This is a genomic window from Streptomyces sp. NPDC111606, from assembly GCF_055656945.1.
This window is the reverse complement of sequence record NZ_JBVKBY010000018.1, coordinates 36,841-54,197: the sequence shown is the minus strand read 5'-3', so window position 1 is coordinate 54,197 and position 17,357 is coordinate 36,841. Positions and strand designations below refer to the sequence as shown.

Below are 17,357 nucleotides of genomic sequence, written 5' to 3'. Positions count from 1 at the left end.
GTATCGTCCGCACCTCGCCTGAACAGGCGAAACGAAGAGCCGAGCCGCAATCGCGGCTCGGCTCTTCGCCGCGCACTGGTTGCACTTTTGGGTGCATTTACATGCGCCCATCAAGGACATTTCGGGGAGCGGGTAGCCAGATCTTCTACTGCCGTTGTCTCGTCGGGCTGGGCCCGGGGCGGGAAGATGCCCCAGAGTCTGTCTTCGTACGGCATCCGCGGATCATGGAACTGAGCCATCCTTGACCTTGGCGCCGAAGCGACTTCGGCCCGCCTGTGACGTTCCCTGTCTGTCGAGGTGCACCCCGTGAAGTCCCGATCGACGCTTGCAACTTGGCTGAGCGAACTCGACGGTTCCCGCCTAGCACGCGTACTCACCATGCGAAAGGACGCAAGCTCTTCTCCGGAACCACGCTCGGTGGGGGAACTGGCAGACCGTCTCCAACGTCCGGGCTCCGTGGCACTTGTCCTACCGCAGCTCACGCTGCCGTGCTTGCAGGCCGCCGAGGCGCTGGCAGCCCTGGGAGCACGAGCGACCCGGGACAGCCTGGCGGAGTTGCTCGGCTCGACATCCCCTGCGGCGGTACACGTGCTGGATGCGACCCTGGAGGCGCTGTCGGATCGGGCGCTCGTGTGGCAGGACGGCAACGCGGCACTTCGCATGCCCACGCCCTTGCGGCAGGCGTGGGGCACGCCCCTGGGACTTGACGCCCCGCTGGGAGAGCTGCTGGCCGGCACCACCTCGGAGGAACTGCGCGGCATGCTGGCGGTCCTGGGTATTAAGCCACCTGGCACCAAGCCGCAGCGACTCGCGGCTCTGGTGGAGCATCACAGTGACCCGGAACGGGTCGCCGCGCTGGTGGCGGGGGCACCGGCGGCCGCACGGAAGTTGCTAGAGCAGAGCGCCAGATCCGCGCCGCGTCAGTCACTGTTCGTCGTGCTCGGGGCTCCTGACCGCGACCTCCAACCAGGCGCCCGGTGGGCGCTCGACCGCGGGCTCCTGCTCCATGACAGTCACCGGTATGGGCCCGTCCGGATGCCGGTCGAGGTGGCCCTGGCTCTGCGGGGCCCCGATTGGCACGCTCCGTTCGAACCTCTACCGCCCGTCCCACAGTTGGTGCCCATCACCGCCTCGGAGGTCGAGCGGGAGAGCGCGGTGGCCGCCACCGCGTTCGCAGCCCATGCCGCCTCCGTCCTTTCGGCGTGCGCGACCGCTCCACCGACCCGGCTGAAGTCGGGTGGGATCGGCGCGCGTGAGCTGGCCCGGCTCGGCAAGGCCGCCCAAGCGGACGACGCCGTCGTACGCCTCGCCCTGGAGACCGCGTACGCCGCCGGACTGCTGGCCCGCGACAGCGATCGCGTACCTCCCACTGAGGCGTACGACGCCTGGGCCGAGCAGGAGCCCGCGGAACAACTCGCCGTACTGCTCCGGGCATGGCGGGACCTGCCGCTCACCCCCACCCGGGCACGCGACGAGGACAACAAGGCGCTTCCTGCGCTCGCCGGTGCGCGTGACTGCGGCGGCTGTCTACAGGCCCGCCACGGGTTGCTCACCGCGGCAGCGGGGCTCCCAGCAGGACAGGGGGTGAAGGTCGCTTCAGAACTGGGGCCGCTCGTGGCCTGGCACCGTCCGCTCGCCGACGACGCCTCGCCCCCGGACACGGCACCGTTCAGCACCCTGATCCACGAAGGCGAACTGCTGGGCGTGCTGGCACGGGGCGCGCTGTCCCAGCTCGGCGCCCACCTGGCGGCCCACGCCGACGAAGAGCTCGACATCACGGCCCGGCAGCTGCTGCCCCTCGCGGCCACGACGGCCCGGATCGGCGCCGACCTCACCGCCGTCGTCACCGGCACCCCGTCCGCGCGGCTCGCAGCGCTGCTGGATTCGACGGCCGACCGGGAGACCAGTGGCACGGCGTCGGTATGGCGCTTCAGTGCCGGCAGTATCCGCCGGGCCCTGGACGCCGGCCGCACTCCGGACCACATCACAGCCGACCTGGCAGCCGGCTCCGCCACGGCCCTGCCACAGCCGCTGACCTATCTCATCGCCGACACCGCACGAGGTCACGGACGGGTGCGCATCGCCCCCGCGGCCTGTGTCATCCACGGCGACGAACCCGGGCTCCTGGCCGAACTCGCCGCCCACCGCGCACTGTCCAAGCTCGCCCTGCGGCAGCTTGCCCCGACGGTCCTGGTCAGCGGCAGCCCACCCGCGACGACTCTCGCCGCGCTCCGCTCTGCGGGCTACGCCCCGGTCGCCGAGACCGCCGGGGGAACGGTACGCATCGAAAAGCACCTGCCGCACAGGGCCGCCTCTGCCGTCCCACCCCCGCGAAGGAACGTCGGGCAGCGCGGCCCCCGGACCACCGCGACCCGCGCCTCGGACATGCCCGCCGGCACCGGGATGGACGTCCTGGCCGACCGGCTGCTCAAGGCCCCGTTGACGGCACCGGAACCCGACCCGTTCGGCAGCGGGGTGCCTTTCGCGACGGACACCGAGGAGATCGTCGCCGGATACGCGAAGCACCTGTCGTACAGCGATGTCCGCCAGGTCGCCCATGCCATCGACACCGGTGCGGCGATCACGGTTGAGTACATCGCTACCTCGGGCAACCGGACCGTACGCACCCTCAGCGACCTGGAACTCGACCCGCCCTACCTCGACGCCTGGTGCCACCTGCGCGAAGCGGAACGCGTCTTCACTCTCTCCCGCATCCATGGCGTGATGCCCGCGTAGGGCACGACGGCCAAGGCCGGATGCCAGGGGTACCACCTCGTGGACACCTCGTGAGATGTAGTGGAGTCCACCGACACGGTCCACTCCACCGTGCCCACCGCATCGTCTTTGACCTGCACGTACTCCAGCAGCCTTGCCCAGGTTCCGTCCGTCTCCCAGCGGGCGAAGCGTTCGTGGACGGTCTGCCAGGGACCATAGCGCTCGGGCAGATCACGCCAGGGTGCCCCGGTCCGCAACCGCCAGAGCACGCCGTTCACCACCTGGCGGTGATCCCGCCACGGCCGGCCACGACCATCGCCACGCGGCAGCAGTGGGCCTATCCGCTCCCACGCCGCATCCGTCAATTCACCCCGGCCAACCACAAGATCAATGATCAGGTATGGCTAGTCACCCATGAACCACAAGTAGCTGCCCGGCGTCGCCGCACACGCTTCAAGAAGCTCGGCAAGGTCGAGCAGAGCTGCTTTCTGCTGGTCGTCAGTACACCCCTGTGTCAGGGCGGTGACTTCCTGGCGGGCGACTTGAGCTTCCTGTTCGTTGAACAGCGTGTCGCCGTACGGATCCACCCAGCCGAGCTTGCCCGAGCCGTGCCGGTCGAGGGTGCTCAGCACACTCGCCAACGCCTCACCGTGCCCGTAAGAGCCCCGCAGCAAGGTGTCCCGGGATGAACCCTTTCGCGTGGGTCGCCCCGAGTGCAGTTCCAGCTCAATCCCCATGCCCCCCCTTCGGCCTCGGACAACAAAGCTTCGCAGAGATCATTGAGCCTTTTCCAAGCTGATGTTGCAGCTCAGGGTGATGTGGCGGACCCGATGATCGAGGGGTGCGAGGCTCCAGATAGGACAGCTGTCGACCAAGACTCGAAGCCCCGATCGGGAGCCTCGCCATGCTGTCCTACCCCGCCACGATTCCGTTGTCCAGCCGGACCCTGAACCACCTCGCCGACCGCATCCGCGGCCACCGCCAGCAGCGCCGGTCCCGCTGGCGGCGCCTCGAGCCCGGTCGCCAAGCCCTGCTCGCCCTGGCCCACCTGCGCAACGGTGACACCTACACCCGCCTCGCGGCCGGCTTCCAGATCGGCGTCGCCACCGCCTGGCGCTACGTTCAGGAAGCCATCTCCCTACTCAGCGCAGCCGCCGACGGCCTGGACACCGCCATGCGGCGCATCCGGCAGCTGGCGTACGCGATCCTGGACGGCACGCTGATCTCGATCGACCGGGTCGCCGACCAGAAGCCGTACTACTCCGGCAAACACAAACGGCACGGCGTGAACGTGCAGGTCATCGCGGACGCCGCCGGCGGGCTCGTCTGGGCGTCACCGGCACTACCCGGCTCGGCGCACGCCGCCCGGGCCCACGGCATCATCGACGCGCTGACCAGCGAGAAGGTGATGACCTTCGCCGACAAGGGGTACCAAGGCGCCCGCGGAAGCGTCCGCACGCCGTTCAAACGACGTCGCTTCAGGCCCAAGCTGTCCCGGCGGCAGAAGGCCGTCAACCGCGCCCACGCGAAGATCCGCGCTCGCGGCGAACGGGCCATCGCTACCCTCAAAACCTGGAGAATCCTGGTCGAGCTGCGCTGCTGCCCGCGCCGAGTCACCGCAATCGTGCAGGCCATCCTCGTCCTGCACCACGTCGAGTCACCGCGTTACGAAGGATGAAACGGCTCACTGGTTGCCGGCTCGTCTGCGATCGATGTGCCGGCGCGGTCGCCGGTGCCCGGCAGGTCCTTGGCGAGCCGGCCTGCGAGTGCGCTCACCGGGCATCGACCGGGTGAGGACGCCGAGTGTGAGCAGAGCGAGCGCCGGCAGCACGGCGACGATGATTCCCATCGGCAAGGCGTCGGTGGCGCCACCCGCGCCGGCCAGCGGAGCAAGTGCCCCGCCGATCATGAACTGGCTGAAGCCGAGCAGAGCGGCGGCCGACCCGGCGTGTCCGCCGTGGTCGGCCAGGGCCTGGGCCGCGGCGTTCGGCATGACGAGGCCCACGCTGGAGACCAGGACGAACAGGCCGATCAGGAGCGCGGGCAGGGGTGCCCGTGTCAGCACCGCGCCCAGGACCGTGGTGCCACCGGCTGTCGCGCCCAGCAGACCGGCGAGCACCAGCACGCGGGCGCCGGCCCGGGCCACCAGCCGGCCGCTGATCTGGGCGGCCGCAATGAGTCCGGCGGCGTTGACGGCGAACACGGCGCTGTACTGCTGCGGTGACAGGCCGTGGATTTCCTGCAGGACGAACGGCGAGCCGGAGATGTAGGCGAACATCGCCGCGAAGACCAGGCCGTTGGCCAGGACGTACCCGGTGAAGACCCGGTCGCTGAGCAGCTGCCCGACGACAGCCAGCAGCGGCTGGCGTGACGCGGAGGACCGGGTCTCCGGCAGTCCTGCGGCGGAGGCCGCCAGCATCACGGCGCCGAGTACGGCCAGGCTCACGAAGATCCCCGGCCAGGCCGTGACGCGCAGTAGCTGGCCGCCGAGGACCGGCGCGAACACCGGCGCCAGGCCGGTGATCAAGGTCAGTGCGGAGAAGAGACGTGCGGTGCGGGTTCCGGAGGTGCGGTCGCGGACCATGGCGTTGGCGATGACGATGCCGAACGCCCCGCCGATGCCCTGGACCAGGCGTAGGCCGACGAAGGTCCGGACGTCGGGCGCCACCGCGCAGAGCGCGCTGGCGATCGTGTAGAGGGCGAGGCCGGCCAGCAACGGACGCCGCCGGCCGTAGGTGTCACTCAGCGGCCCGGCGATGAGCTGCCCGATGGCCAGCCCGGCCAGGCAGGCGGTGATGGTGAGCTGGGTGGCCGCGGCGCTGGCGCGCAGGTCGCCGGCGAGGTCCGGCAGTCCGGGCAGGTAGCCGTCGATGGACAGGGGTCCCAGGGCCACGAGCGCTGCGAGCAGGACGATGAATCGGGTTTGCCGGCCGGCGGCGTCGTTGCTCATGGCTCAGTACGCCACGGTGATGCGGCGGCGGATCGCGGTGCCGCTCTCGATCGTGTCGGCCAAGGCGATCGCGTAGTCGGCGTACGAGATGCGGCTGTTGCCGTCGTCGTCGGTGAGCAGGGTGTCCCCGGCGCTGCGGTAGGCCCCGGTCCGCTCGCCCGCTCCGATGACCGCGGCGGGCGACACGTACGTCCAGTCGAGGTCGTGCACGCCGCGGTAGAGGTCGAGCGCTTCGGACTGGGCCTCGGCGTTGGCCTTCCACAGCGCGGGGAAGTCCGGGTCGTCCATGACCCGGGCGCCGGTCGGCGTGCGCAGACTACCGGCACCGCCGATGGTGACCAGGCGGGTGACGCCGGCTCGGCGAAGTCCGTCGATCAGCGCACGGGCGGCACCGACGATCGTGGCGCGGTCGCTTTCCTGGCCGATCCGGGGGCCGACGGCCGAGAGCACGGCGTCGTGGGAGGCGGCGAGGCCGGCGACCGCCGCGGGGTCGGTGACGTCACCGGTGGTCACGGTCAGGGCCTTGTGCTCGAGGCCGTCGACGTGGCCGGCTCGGGTGACCGCGGTGACGGTGTGGCCGCGCCGCAGTAGTTCCTCGGTGGTGGGCCGACCGATGTTGCCGCTGGCACCGAACAGGACGATTTTCATGTGTTGTTCCTTGTTTCTGATAGTCAGAGGACGGGCTGGCCGTCGGCGATGATGGCCGCGGTGATGCCCCGCTCGTCGGCGGCGTGCTGGAAGCGCTGCTCGATGTCGGGTTGTTCGGTGTAGAACGGCGGGTTGTGGAACAGGCCGTAGTGCATGGCGCAGACGGTGTCGGCGCCGAGTGCGACGGCGGCCTCGACGCCCTGCTCGGGGGTCATGGTCGCCGGGACGTTGGCCGCGTAGCCCTCGAAGTGGGCGATGACGCCGTTGACCGGGACGAACGCGACGTCGAACGGGCCGTGGTCGCGGGCGATCTGCCACCAGCTGCCGTGCCACTGGGTGTCGCCACAGTGGATGACCCGCCGACCGGTGCCTTCGACGACCCAGGCGACCTGGTCACAGTCGTTGCCGCGCCAGTCCAGCGAGGTCACCGGGGTGACGGTCAGCTTTCCGATGCGCCGTGACTGGCCCAGGTCCTGGGCAACGGGGGTGATGCCCGCCTCGCGCAGCCCGGCCGCGCTCGGGGTGTGGCAGCCGATCGTGCCGGTGGCCGCGATCCGGGCGATCAGGTCGTGGTCGTAGTGGTCGGGGTGCAGGTGGGTGATGAGGGCGTGGGTGCCGGGCGGGGTATCGACCGGGTCGACCGGCCGGTGCGGCGGCCCCATCACCGGCGCCAGCGGAGCGACGTTCTCGAGCGGGTCGATCAGCAGGCGGGTATCGCCGAGACGGATCTCGACGCCGGCCCAGGCCAGCCGACGCACGGAAAGGGTGGGGGTCATGGGCAGCGACGCTAGACCGGCGTTGTTGAGAAAGTCAACAAGAGAGTTTTGAATCTCAACACCACGATGTAGGGTGGTGGCATGCGCACCTACGGGCAGTACTGCGGCATCGCGAAAGCACTGGACACCATCGGCGACCGATGGACCCTGCTGATCATCCGCGAACTGCTCGCCCTGGGTCCTTGCCGGCACACCGACCTGCGCAACGGGCTGCCCGGGATCGCCAGCAACCTGCTGGTCGACCGGCTCCGCGAACTCGAGGAAGCCGGCCTGATCCACCGCGAGGCCGCCCCGCCGCCGGTGGCCACCACCCTGTTCTCCCTCACCGAGCGTGGCCGCGCGCTGGAGCCGGTGCTGCAGGAACTGAGCCGATGGGGAATTCCGCTGTTGCGTGAGCCGGCCGGCAGCGACACCTTCCGCACCCACTGGCTGGACATGCCCGCCCGGGCACTGACCGACCACCGCCCCGACCAGCCGGCAATCGCCCTGCAACTGCACGCCGACGGCAACGAAGACCTGGTCATCGAAGTCAAGGACGGCTCGGTGCACACCCACGCCGGCCGGGTCGACCACCCCACCGCGTCCCTGACCGGACCGCCGCACCTGCTGGCCGCCACCCTGCTCGGCGACCTCGATCTGAGCGCCGCAGTACAGCAAGGCCTGCGACTCAGCGGCGAACACGAGGCAGTAATGCGCATCCTGCCCCGCTGAACGACCGGCCGCTCGCGAGACTGCGACCTCAAGCTCTACCGAGTCTGCGCCGGTCTCAAAAAGGGGCTGCCCTCTTGCAGGGGCAGCCCCACCGATGATGAAATCGTCAGCTGCGACCCCGGCCAAAGCTGTGAACGATCACCTGGTCGCCCAGCCGACAGGCCTGGCCCGGGCCGAGGAGGCCCGCGCCGCTCACCGGTGAAGAGACCCTGCCCCGCCAACCGGCCAAGCGTGCTCCTGCGGGAGCGGCAGCACGCCGCTCCATCGGAAACGGCCCCGCGCGGCAGGTAGGTGTCTGACTCCCAGGACTGCCTCACCTGGGTGGAGTGCGGCCTGGCTGCCCCACTCCGAAAATTGGACCGTGGAGACATGACCACGAACAACTCTTCCCCCGCCCCTCACCCGTATGTCGGGATGTGGGTGACCGCAGACGGATTCATCCGCCAGGAACTGCTGCCGAACGGCCGCTACGACGAAGCCCGCGGCAACCGACAGAGCGCCTACACCGGCAGCTACACCGTCACCGGCAACCACCTCGACTACGTCGACGACACCGGCTTCACCGCCACCGGCGACATCCGCGACGGAGTGCTCTACCACGAACACCTCGTCCTCTACCGCGAGGGTGACAAGCGAGCCCGGCAGGAAAGCCGACCGTGAACGGGAATCGCGCGCAGGTGACCGCCCCGCCACCCCGGGCGGACCCGCCACGGCGACTTCTCGCCCTACGGGCGGCTTCGACATCTGCCGGCGATGTCTAGCGGGGTCAGGTCCGAGACCGTGGCATCGTGCCCGCGATCGCTCGCCGCGGGACCCGGCACGGCACTTACCGTTGGGCGATCGAAGGGAGCTTTGCATGGCTGCACGGCTTCCGACGTCTGCGAATCCGATGGGAACGCAGGGCCACATCCATGTGCCAGCACGAGCTGCTGAGTTAGCCCCCAACTGTGCCCAGAGCCGTCGGTATCACCCTCACGCCGACCTCACGCAGGGCTGTACAGGTCGCGTTGTCTTCCGATGCGTTGGTGATGAGCGCATCCAGGTCCTCCGGATCGCAGATCTTCACCATGCCGGTTCCCGGGATCTTGCTCTTGTCGGCCAGAAGGACCACATTGTCGCTGGCGGCAATCATGGCGCGCCTGGCGGGCACCTCTGCCACGGTGGTGTCCATGACCTGGCCTCCGGGGAAGGCCGCAGGCCCCCATGAACAGCCAGTCTGCATGGACTTGGCGGAGGTTGTCCTCGGCCATGAAGCCGTCCAACATGCGTGACTCGCGGATGACCACGCCCCCGAGCAGCATCACGTCGATGTTCTCGCCGTCGATGAGTTCGTCGTAGACCGCAAGGTTGTTGGTGATCACTGTGAGTCGGCGCCCACGCAGCTGAAGCGCCAGCCGGTGCACTGTCGTTCCGCTGTCGAGAATGACCGACTGGCCGTCCTCGATCATGGTGGCCGCCTGCGCGGCAATCGCGTCCTTCTCTGTTACCTGAACCGCGGCGGCCTCGTCGAAGGGCGGCTGGTCCTCCTCGACGACCGCTCCGCCATGCACCCGGGTAAGCAACCCGTCTCCCTCCAGTTTGAGGAGGTCGCGACGGATGGTCGCCGCGCTGGCATGAAGCTGCTCGGCGAGGTCAGCCACGGACGCTGCGCCGCCCGAGCGCAGGGCTTGCAAGATGAGTTGGTGTCGTCGTTCGGCCAGCACGCAACGGGACACTACACGCTGGCATTCAGCCCAACCTGCAGTCTTGAAGCAGCAGTTGACGACTCCTCGTGTCGCTACAGCAGCCGGCTCGAACCGTTTGAGAACGGACAGGGACGTATGGCTTCGCTGAAGCCCCACTCGCAGCGCCATACGGACACGTGCGATCCCGCCACGGCCGTGCACGCTCCCGCAGGGTCCCGGGCTCGGCTTGCTTCCTGTTTGCGCCAGGGGCCCTTCTGCCTGGCGGCTGGTTTGAACAGGGCCGGGGTACCGTGCTCAGCGTTCCTGACGTCTCGGGCGGCTCCGCGGGGTGTGTCGCCTTCTGGGACGCTGGCGGCGTACGGGTGCGGCCGCATCGTCTGACGGGGCAGCGGTGGTTGAGGAGAACCCGCCCGGGACGGCCGGACGGGCGGCCTGTGCCTCTTGGACGGCGGGCTGGATGGGGCGCTCGGGTGCGGCGTGAGTGGGCCGGGCGGCGCGGGCGAGGATGGTGACATTCACTGTCTGGGAGGCGCAGGTCTCGCAGACCTCTTCCACACTCCATACCCGGCCCACGGTGAGATCGTGGCGCAGGACGAGCAGGATGGAACCTGCGCAGTGTGTCTTGCTGTCGGGGTGGGCGGCGCAGCTCTGGGCGCCGCAGTGGCAGCAGGCGTAGGGGCGGACGGTAGCGGCTTTGGCGTGGGCGGCGGCGTGCTGGGCGGCGAACGCACGCAGAGCGCTGAGGTTCTTGGAGCGGGCCGGCATCCGGCAGGCCGTGGTGGTGCAGGTGACTGTGGCGGAACGGTCGCTGTGGCCGGTGATCCGTACTATCCAGGACCGTCCGGGGACGTGCATGCTGCTCGCCCTAAATTCGAGCGGAATCTTGACTCTTCGAGCCCGGTGGGCGGTTCCTGAGTGCACGTGGGCCGGTCGAACTTTCAGCAGTTGGTGGCGGGTGGCGAGGGTTCGTGTGGTGTGGCTGGGTTCTCACTTGAACGTGTTGGGCAGGGTGTGACGGTCGCTGGCCATCGCATCTCTGGTCTGCCGGAACTCCAGGTGTGTCCCTGCGTGCCCGCTGCTCTGGTCCAGCTGCCGGAGCAGGAACTGTGCGGCGGCCAGGAGGTCTGTCGCCGCCTCGGTCCGGGAAGCTGACAGCAGATCACGCAGACGTGTCTGCCATCCTGCGGACGCGGTCTCGCTCGCCTCCAAGATCCGCTCGCCGCTCTGGCCGTGGGCGGCGAGGTGTCGTCGAATGGCCTCACGCAGATTGGCGTGTGCGTCTGCCAACGCGCTGGTCGAGCTGTCCGTGAGCCTGGCCGAAACGCCCGCGGCCAGTGCCGCCACTACGAACTCTGCCTCGTTGTTTGCCGCAGGTTGCTTGGTGCTCTCGGTCCGCGACGACAGCGCGCCCACATCAACACCTGCGCGCTGCAGGATCTCCACTGCTCGCGCACCAGGAACCTCGAAGATCGCGACGAGCAGATCGAGACCGCGCGCCCATTCTTCGCCCCGTCGGCCGGCGCGTTCGCAGGCGTCGTTCATTGCGCTTGCTGCTGCGGGCGACAAGCCCGCGGTTTCGGCGACTGTGGGGGCATTGGCTACGTCTTCGGCCGTGTTCTGCCAGCGCAAGCCGTAGCCGATGCTGCGCTGCACGAGGTGCCCAAGCAACCGTGCGAGCTGCGCGGGGTCGTCGAAGACTGCGCGCACGTCGGGAGCGATCTCCAGCAGGGCGTGCAGCAGATGGGCCGTGTCGATGTGCGAGTCTCCGTCGCGCAGTGCTTTCCTGCGCGCGTCGGCGATGGCCGAAGCCAACTCGACGCCGGGCCTTGCCTCAACGCCTTGGCCGACCCGCGGGGATGTCGCGTCCTGGTCTGCGTTGTGCAGCGTGTCCGTCAACTTCTGCTCGACGTCGGTCAAGCCTGCGAGCGTGCGGCGGAGCTCTGCTTCGCCGGTTCGCAACATGGCCTCGACCGCGGCCTGGTCCTGCGCGTCCGGTGCAGCGGCTTCCAGTGCAGCCGACAGCTTCTCCTCAAGGTCAGTGGATCGCGCCAGGGCGGCGTTCAGCTCGGCTGACCCTTCCTGCAGACGTCCTTGAAGGCGGGAATCGCGGGGCCGGTTGGGCTTCACTCCACACCTCCCACGCCTTCGGTCAGCAAACGCTGCAGGTTCGCACGTGCCCGCCGCAGGTTCTGGCGTACGTTGACGGCCGGCACACCGAGCGCTTGGGCTGTCTCGGACGGCGTGCACCCGTCGATTTCGAACGCCATCACCGTACGCTGCAGGAGCGGAAGACGTCGAAGAAGCTGCACCACGGCTATCTTCTCGGCCACGTCATCGCTGTGATCGTCTGCCGCACGTTCCGGGACCTGGTCGGTCAGCTCGTCGGGACGGATGTGGTGCACGGACTTCAGCCACATCCGGAAGGCTGTGGTGCGCAGCCACGGTCCTGGATGGTCGACACGATGCCAGGTTTTCGCCAGTTCAACACACGCGGCCTGCACGGCGTCCTCTGCATCGTGCCGTGACCCGCCTGCCTTGATCAGGAAAGCCACGAGGGGCACGAACCGGGCCCGGAAGACGTCGGTGAAAGCTGCTTCCTCCTGCGGTTGCAGCCATGGCAGGCGTCGCTGCTGTTCCAGCGCCCCTGTGTCCCCGGCGTCTGTCGTGCCCTCAAGAAGGTGGCGCCAGGAGGTGACGCCCGGGCGTCTTCGCACGAGAGCGCGGCGCTCCTGCGGGGTCAAGCCTCCCCAGACGCCGTACTCGACCTCATTGTCCAGAGCGTCGGCAAGACATGCGGTTCGCACTACACAGTCTGCGCAGATAGTCGTGTGTCTGGCTCGTGCTGTCTCGTGGGCGAACATCCCTAACGGGTGATCGGCACTGCGGCATGCCGCGCGGGCTGCCCAGTTATTTCCCCAGACCACGCCGGTCTCCTCGGTGTCCGGTTTGCTGGCCCACTTCAATGGTCAGATGGTCTGCCTGGTCGATGAAGCGGCTGCCCTGAGGAAGTTCACGCACCACATCTCGGCGAAAGGATCCGCGGGCCTTCTCCAGTTGAACCAGCCCCCTTGTGTGGATCCAGGTGCGTAGCACGACCGCCAGGTACCCCACTGCCGTGATCCCTGCCGCGATCGCATACTCCGGCATCGCCCTGCGCTCCGTTCGCCGTTCAGTAGAAGTCGTCACTAGGGAGTGCCGTCAGGGCAGGCCGGACGTGACCTCACCCGGCCTCCCTTTTTCAGCAGGCTGTGGGGCGCCCCTGAGTGAACGTGCCTTCGCTGGGCGGAGATCGCGGCTCGTGCGGCCGACTCTGGAGTATGCGCCGTCCGCAGAGCTAGTGCCGCATCAGGCAACGTTGGCCTCGTAGTTGGTGACGTGGCTCGCGCCGCGGGTCTGTCGGTGTCTGCCAGAACCGGCGGATGCTGAGCATCGGAACCATCGTGATGGGGGCCGCTGATGTGCGGCGGGCCGCGGAGTTCTGGAGTCAGGCACTTGGCTACGTCCCTCGCGATGGTGAGATGAAGGACGACTGGGCGGTGCTGGTGCCAGCCGACGGCTTGGGTGCCGCACTTGCGCTCGACCTCAGCACGACGCCCGTGCAGGAACACCCGAGGATCCACCTCGACCTCTATGCCGGCGACGCCGCTGATCAAGAAGCCGAAGTGGCGCGACTGATTTCCCTGGGCGCTGAACGCGTCGACTGGGACTCTTATCCGGACGATGCCGACTTCGTCGTGCTCGCCGATCCCGAGGGCAACCGCTTCCGCGTCATCGACACCAGTCACAGTTGACGGACACGAGGGCTCGGATGGCGGAGCGTCTGCGGGTGCGGGAGATCGACGGCGACGAGGGACGGCGGCTGCTGCGAATCATCCGCAGAGGTACCGGGTCAGTGGTGACCTGGCGTCGGGCGCAGATGGTACTGCCGTCCGCGCAGGGCGTGGCGGTGACGAAGATCGCCGATGTCACTTTCACCAGCGCCGACCGGGTCCGGGATGTGATCCACAACTTCAACGCCGACGGCTTCGACTCCCTGTATCCGAAGTACAAGGGTGGGCGGCCGAAGACCTTCACGCTGTCCGAGCGCCGCGAGATCAAGAAGATCGCGAAGTCCAAGCCTGCCGAGCACGGCCTGCCGTTCTCCACCTGGAGTCTGACCAAGCTGGCAGACTTCCTCGGACGACATTCCCTTCGTCAGTGTCGGGTCAGGCCCGTGCGTTTGACGGTTGCCAGCAGCGGGGTGGTGTCGATGGCGGTGACTGCTTCCGCAGGGCCGACGGCGTCGGTGAGGAAGGTGTACAGGGCGTCGAGGTTTGTGGCGGCGACCGCGACGACCAGGTTGGCGGGCCCGGTGGTGGCGGCGCAGAACCGGACGTGCGGATGGGCGCTCAGGGCCTTCGCGGTCTCCTGCAGCGCACCCGGCCGTACCGAGATCCACAGCAATGCCTCGGTCTTGGCGCCGAGCAGTGCGAGATCGAGCTCGGTGGCCAGGCGCAGTACCTGGCTCTTCATGAGCGCTTCGAGCCGTCGGCGGGCGGTGAGCGCGGTGGTGCCGGCGCGGCGGGCCAGGTCCGTGTAGGTGGCCCGGCCGTCCTCAGTCAGCCCGGCGATCAGCGCGGTGTCGACGTCGAGAGGCGCGTACGGCGGTGCCGACGTCGTCGGTGGCGCGAGGTCGGGGGCGAGTTCGGCCAGTTCTGCGGGTGAGAGGAGGCCAGCGGTCCAGCGGAAGGCGGTGGGGAAGACTCGTAGCAGGGTGTGGGCGGTCCAGGTGCCGACGGCGTCGGTGGCGGGCAGGTCGCGCAGCAGCAGGTTGTTGCGGGCCTCCGCTCCTTCCAGGAAGAAGATCGTCGAGATCTCGTCGCCGCCGCCGAGGATGTCGACCCAGACAGTGTCGGTGCGTCGGGCCAGCGCCTGGGCGACCTGACGGATCTTGTTGGGGCGGCAGCGGATGCGCAGGGCGATGGGGATCAGGTCCGGGAAGCGGGCCGGGTTGCGGACGACGGTCGCGCGCAGGGTGCCGTCGGCGTAGAGCAGGGCGACACGGCGTACGACGGTGCGCTCGGACAGCCCCAGACAGCGAGCCACCTCACGCCAGGAGGCACGCGGCGAGGCGACCAGGGCGGCCGCGATCCGCCGATCGGATTCATCGAGCACCTGTCGCATGATCCGCATGATAGGCCCGGACAGTGGCGTACTTTCCGCTCAGCAGCCTTCAGCTTGGCGGTGAATCCGCGCACTCCGCCTACAACGGTCTCGTCGCCGGACAGCTCGTCCGGGATCCGGCACCTTCGAGATGAGGGAGAAGACGATGACTGATCATGGAGCCGACCTGCTGATCCGCGCCGGCGCGGTGCACACCCTGGTGCCCGGTCAGGCGGTGCAGCGGGCAGTGGCCGTGCGCGGCGACCGCATCGCCGCCGTGTCCGCCGACCCGCACAGCCTCGACCACCTGGTGAGCGCGGATACGCAGGTCCATGACCTGCCCGGTGCCACCGTGCTGCCCGCCTTCGACGATACCCACACCCACCTGATCTTCGCGGCGCTCGGCGCCCACGACGTCCCCGTGCACCAGGCCCGCAACATCCCCGAGTTCCTCGACCTGATCCGGCAGCGGGCCGCCGTCACCCGCGAGGGCGAGTGGATCCGCACCACCACCAACTGGCAGGAACTCAATCTGGCCGAGCGCCGCATGCCCACCGCGGCCGAACTCGACCAGGCCACCGACCGGCACCCGGTCCTCGTCAAGCGCGGCGGCCACAACGACGTCGTCAACCACTATGCGCTGCGTCTGGCGGGCATCACCGAGGACACCCCCGTGCCACCGGGCGGCACCATCGGCCGCGGCGCCGACGGCAGGCTCGACGGCAGGCTGATCGACAACGCGCTCCACCTGGTGGAGCACCTGGTCCCGGCCCCGGACCGGGCCGAGCGCATCGACGGACTACGCCTGGCCACACGCGACTACGCCGCCACGGGCATCGGGACCGTACGCGACTGCGCGGTCACCCCCGAGGACTACGCGGTGCTGCTGGCCGCCCGCGAGGCGGGGGCGCTCAGCACCCGGGTGCGAGCGCTGATCTCGGCCCTCGGACTGACCAGTCCCGCGCAGGTGGAGGACCTGCTCGACGTCATGGAGGAGTGGCGTGGCAACTCCGACCCGTGGCTGTCGGTGTGGGGGGTGAAGTTCGGCCTCGACGGCGGCCTGGAGGCCGGGGCCACCGAGGAGCCGTACGCCTGCGACCACGCCTTCTCCGGGATGCTGATCTGGGAGCCGGACGCGCTCGTCGAGGTCGTCGAGGCCGTGGTCCGACGCGGCTGGCGGGTCGGCACCCACGCCTACGGCGACCGCGCGGTGCGCACCCTCCTGGACGTATACGAGCGCGTCCTTGCACGCAACCCCGGTCTGCCCGCCGACACGCTGGTGATGGAGCACGGCGGCCTGGCCGGTCCCGAACAGCAGGCACGTGCCGTCGCGTTGGGCATCCCGGTCACCATCCAGCAGCCGCTGCTGCACGACACCGCCGAGGTCGAGGAGGGCTTCTGGGGCCCCGAACGCGTCGCCCGGCTGTTCCCCGCGCGCGGCTGGATCGACCTGGGCGCCGAGGTCAGCGCCGGATCCGACTTCCCCGTCGGCCAGTTCGGCGCGATGCGCTCCATCTGGGGCATGACCACCCGACAGACCGTCATCGGGATCAAGGGCCCCGAGCACGCCATCACCTACGACGAAGCCCTCACCCTGCACACCGCGGGCGCCGCCCGCCTGACCGGCGAGGAACACCTTCGCGGCACCCTCACCCCTGGCCGCCTCGCCGACCTCACCGTCTGGGACCAGGACCCCGCCCACTGCCCCGGCGACGCCCTGCGCGACCTCATCCCCACGCACACCTTCGTCGGCGGCCTCCTGGTCACCCCGAACGGCACGCGGTAATCAGTCCACTCAGGAGTAACTGGCTCTGTCCTGGTGTCGCAAGCGGCCGTTCAGATGGACCTCTTGGCGGCCGCTGCTGAAAGGTGTCGATGACCATGCCGCGTACCCGTTCGTTCGTGCAGGTCGACGTGTTCTCCACGAGCCCCTACTCCGGCAATCCGGTCGCGGTCGTCCTGGACGGGACGGACCTGAGCGATGAACAGATGCAGCAGCTGGCGCGCTGGACGAATCTGTCCGAGACCACGTTCGTCCTGCCGCCCACCGTCCCCGAGGCGGACTACCGGCTGCGGATCTTCACCCCCGGAGGCGAGCTGCCGTTCGCCGGGCACCCCACCCTCGGCTCCGCCCGCGCGTGGCTGGACTGCGGCGGCACCCCTCAGCACGCCGAGCACCTCGTGCAGGAGTGCGCCGCCGGCCTGGTCACCGTGCGCCGCGGCGAAGACACCTTGTCCTTCGCCGCCCCGCCCCGCATTCGTGCCGGCGAACTCGACGACGACTATCTCAAGCAGATCGTGGCCGCGTTCGGCATCACGCGGGAGCAGGTCGTGGCTCATCAGTGGGTCGACAACGGGCCCGGCTGGGCCGTGCTCCAGCTGGCCACCGCCGAGCAGGTCCTCGCCCTCGAACCCGATCTGACCCTGATCCCGGACGCGATGGTCGGCGCGATCGGCGCCTGGCCCGAGGGATCCGAGTACGCCTTCGAGATACGTACGTTCGCCCCGGGCGCCGGTGTGCCCGAAGACCCCGCGTGCGGCAGCATGAACGCCGCCGTCGGGCAGTGGCTCACCTCCACCGGCGCCGCCCCCTCCGCCTACCGGGTCTCCCAGGGCGCGAAGGTGGGGCGGGCCGCGAGGATCGAGGTCACCGCCGATACGGACGGCACGGTCTGGGTCAGCGGCGCCGCCGCCATCTGTATCCACGGCACCATCACGCTGTGACCAGCA

General features: G+C 69.2%; 15 protein-coding genes and 4 pseudogenes. 9 read left to right on the top strand and 10 right to left on the bottom strand.

Annotated elements, in window-relative coordinates; genetic code table 11:
* Positions 1-306: 306 nt before the first annotated feature.
* Positions 307-2,736, top strand: a complete 2,430-nt coding sequence (locus ACZ7M7_RS41530) for a helicase-associated domain-containing protein (protein WP_472126419.1) — start codon at positions 307-309, stop codon at positions 2,734-2,736.
* Positions 2,737-2,795: 59 nt separating this feature from the next.
* On the opposite strand, the pseudogene ACZ7M7_RS41525 reads toward ACZ7M7_RS41530, so the two are convergent.
* Both ACZ7M7_RS41525 and ACZ7M7_RS41520 read right to left on the bottom strand, forming a co-directional pair.
* Positions 2,796-3,098: pseudogene (locus tag ACZ7M7_RS41525) on the bottom strand (IS5 family transposase); the annotation flags it as partial.
* 21 nt (positions 3,099-3,119) lie between these two features.
* The gene (locus ACZ7M7_RS41520; RefSeq protein WP_472126417.1) at positions 3,120-3,347 is read right to left on the bottom strand and encodes a hypothetical protein; all 228 of its coding nucleotides are present in this window, start codon (positions 3,345-3,347) and stop codon (positions 3,120-3,122) included.
* A 272-nt stretch (positions 3,348-3,619) separates the two neighbouring features.
* On the opposite strand from ACZ7M7_RS41520, the gene ACZ7M7_RS41515 reads away from it, so the two are divergent.
* On the top strand, positions 3,620-4,393 hold the full coding sequence (locus tag ACZ7M7_RS41515; protein WP_472126414.1) for a transposase family protein: 774 nt from the start codon (positions 3,620-3,622) through the stop codon (positions 4,391-4,393).
* Between the two features lie 6 nt (positions 4,394-4,399).
* Here ACZ7M7_RS41515 and ACZ7M7_RS41510 read toward each other — a convergent pair whose 3' ends face one another.
* Genes ACZ7M7_RS41510 through ACZ7M7_RS41500 form a run of 3 tightly spaced genes read right to left on the bottom strand, consistent with a single transcriptional unit; the run spans position 4,400 to position 7,089 of the window.
* Positions 4,400-5,665, bottom strand: coding sequence for a multidrug effflux MFS transporter (locus tag ACZ7M7_RS41510; RefSeq protein WP_472126411.1), 1,266 nt, complete (start codon positions 5,663-5,665; stop codon positions 4,400-4,402).
* A 3-nt stretch (positions 5,666-5,668) separates the two neighbouring features.
* Positions 5,669-6,313, bottom strand: coding sequence for an NAD(P)-dependent oxidoreductase (locus ACZ7M7_RS41505; RefSeq protein ID WP_037796701.1), 645 nt, complete (start codon positions 6,311-6,313; stop codon positions 5,669-5,671).
* 23 nt (positions 6,314-6,336) lie between these two features.
* Entirely contained in the window at positions 6,337-7,089 is a 753-nt protein-coding gene (locus ACZ7M7_RS41500) for an MBL fold metallo-hydrolase (RefSeq protein WP_383611574.1), read from the bottom strand.
* Positions 7,090-7,170: 81 nt separating this feature from the next.
* On the opposite strand from ACZ7M7_RS41500, the gene ACZ7M7_RS41495 reads away from it, so the two are divergent.
* The 3 genes and pseudogenes from ACZ7M7_RS41495 to ACZ7M7_RS41485 all read left to right on the top strand — a co-directional run.
* A complete protein-coding gene (locus ACZ7M7_RS41495; protein WP_472126407.1) occupies positions 7,171-7,800 on the top strand; it encodes a winged helix-turn-helix transcriptional regulator in 630 nt (209 codons plus the stop codon).
* 369 nt (positions 7,801-8,169) lie between these two features.
* The gene (locus ACZ7M7_RS41490; RefSeq protein ID WP_472126404.1) at positions 8,170-8,460 is read left to right on the top strand and encodes an Atu4866 domain-containing protein; all 291 of its coding nucleotides are present in this window, start codon (positions 8,170-8,172) and stop codon (positions 8,458-8,460) included.
* A gap of 101 nt (positions 8,461-8,561) precedes the next feature.
* Positions 8,562-8,705 (top strand): annotated as a pseudogene (locus ACZ7M7_RS41485) (IS5/IS1182 family transposase); the annotation flags it as partial.
* 29 nt (positions 8,706-8,734) lie between these two features.
* On the opposite strand, the pseudogene ACZ7M7_RS41480 reads toward ACZ7M7_RS41485, so the two are convergent.
* The 4 genes and pseudogenes from ACZ7M7_RS41480 to ACZ7M7_RS41465 form a co-directional block, all read right to left on the bottom strand.
* Positions 8,735-9,503 (bottom strand): annotated as a pseudogene (locus tag ACZ7M7_RS41480) (DeoR/GlpR family DNA-binding transcription regulator).
* Positions 9,504-9,779: 276 nt separating this feature from the next.
* Positions 9,780-10,340: a hypothetical protein gene (locus ACZ7M7_RS41475; RefSeq protein WP_472126401.1), complete on the bottom strand. Its 561-nt coding sequence runs from the start codon at positions 10,338-10,340 to the stop codon at positions 9,780-9,782.
* A 132-nt stretch (positions 10,341-10,472) separates the two neighbouring features.
* Entirely contained in the window at positions 10,473-11,612 is a 1,140-nt protein-coding gene (locus ACZ7M7_RS41470; RefSeq protein ID WP_472126398.1) for a hypothetical protein, read from the bottom strand.
* A complete protein-coding gene (locus ACZ7M7_RS41465; protein ID WP_472126497.1) occupies positions 11,609-12,409 on the bottom strand; it encodes a sigma-70 family RNA polymerase sigma factor in 801 nt (266 codons plus the stop codon). Before ACZ7M7_RS41465 ends, ACZ7M7_RS41470 begins: the two co-directional genes overlap by 4 nt.
* A gap of 495 nt (positions 12,410-12,904) precedes the next feature.
* On the opposite strand from ACZ7M7_RS41465, the gene ACZ7M7_RS41460 reads away from it, so the two are divergent.
* Both ACZ7M7_RS41460 and ACZ7M7_RS41455 read left to right on the top strand, forming a co-directional pair.
* On the top strand, positions 12,905-13,276 hold the full coding sequence (locus ACZ7M7_RS41460) for a VOC family protein (protein ID WP_472126395.1): 372 nt from the start codon (positions 12,905-12,907) through the stop codon (positions 13,274-13,276).
* Positions 13,277-13,293: 17 nt separating this feature from the next.
* A pseudogene (locus ACZ7M7_RS41455) lies at positions 13,294-13,662 on the top strand (helix-turn-helix domain-containing protein); the annotation flags it as partial.
* Positions 13,663-13,679: 17 nt separating this feature from the next.
* On the opposite strand, the gene ACZ7M7_RS41450 reads toward ACZ7M7_RS41455, so the two are convergent.
* Complete coding sequence (locus ACZ7M7_RS41450) at positions 13,680-14,648, bottom strand: Lrp/AsnC family transcriptional regulator (protein ID WP_472126392.1); 969 nt, start codon at positions 14,646-14,648, stop codon at positions 13,680-13,682.
* Positions 14,649-14,793: 145 nt separating this feature from the next.
* On the opposite strand from ACZ7M7_RS41450, the gene ACZ7M7_RS41445 reads away from it, so the two are divergent.
* Positions 14,794-16,413 carry an amidohydrolase gene (locus tag ACZ7M7_RS41445; protein ID WP_472126388.1) on the top strand — a complete coding sequence of 540 codons (1,620 nt, stop codon included), beginning with the start codon at positions 14,794-14,796 and terminating at the stop codon, positions 16,411-16,413.
* A gap of 95 nt (positions 16,414-16,508) precedes the next feature.
* Complete coding sequence (locus ACZ7M7_RS41440; protein WP_472126385.1) at positions 16,509-17,351, top strand: PhzF family phenazine biosynthesis protein; 843 nt, start codon at positions 16,509-16,511, stop codon at positions 17,349-17,351.
* The last annotated feature ends 6 nt before the right edge of the window (positions 17,352-17,357 follow it).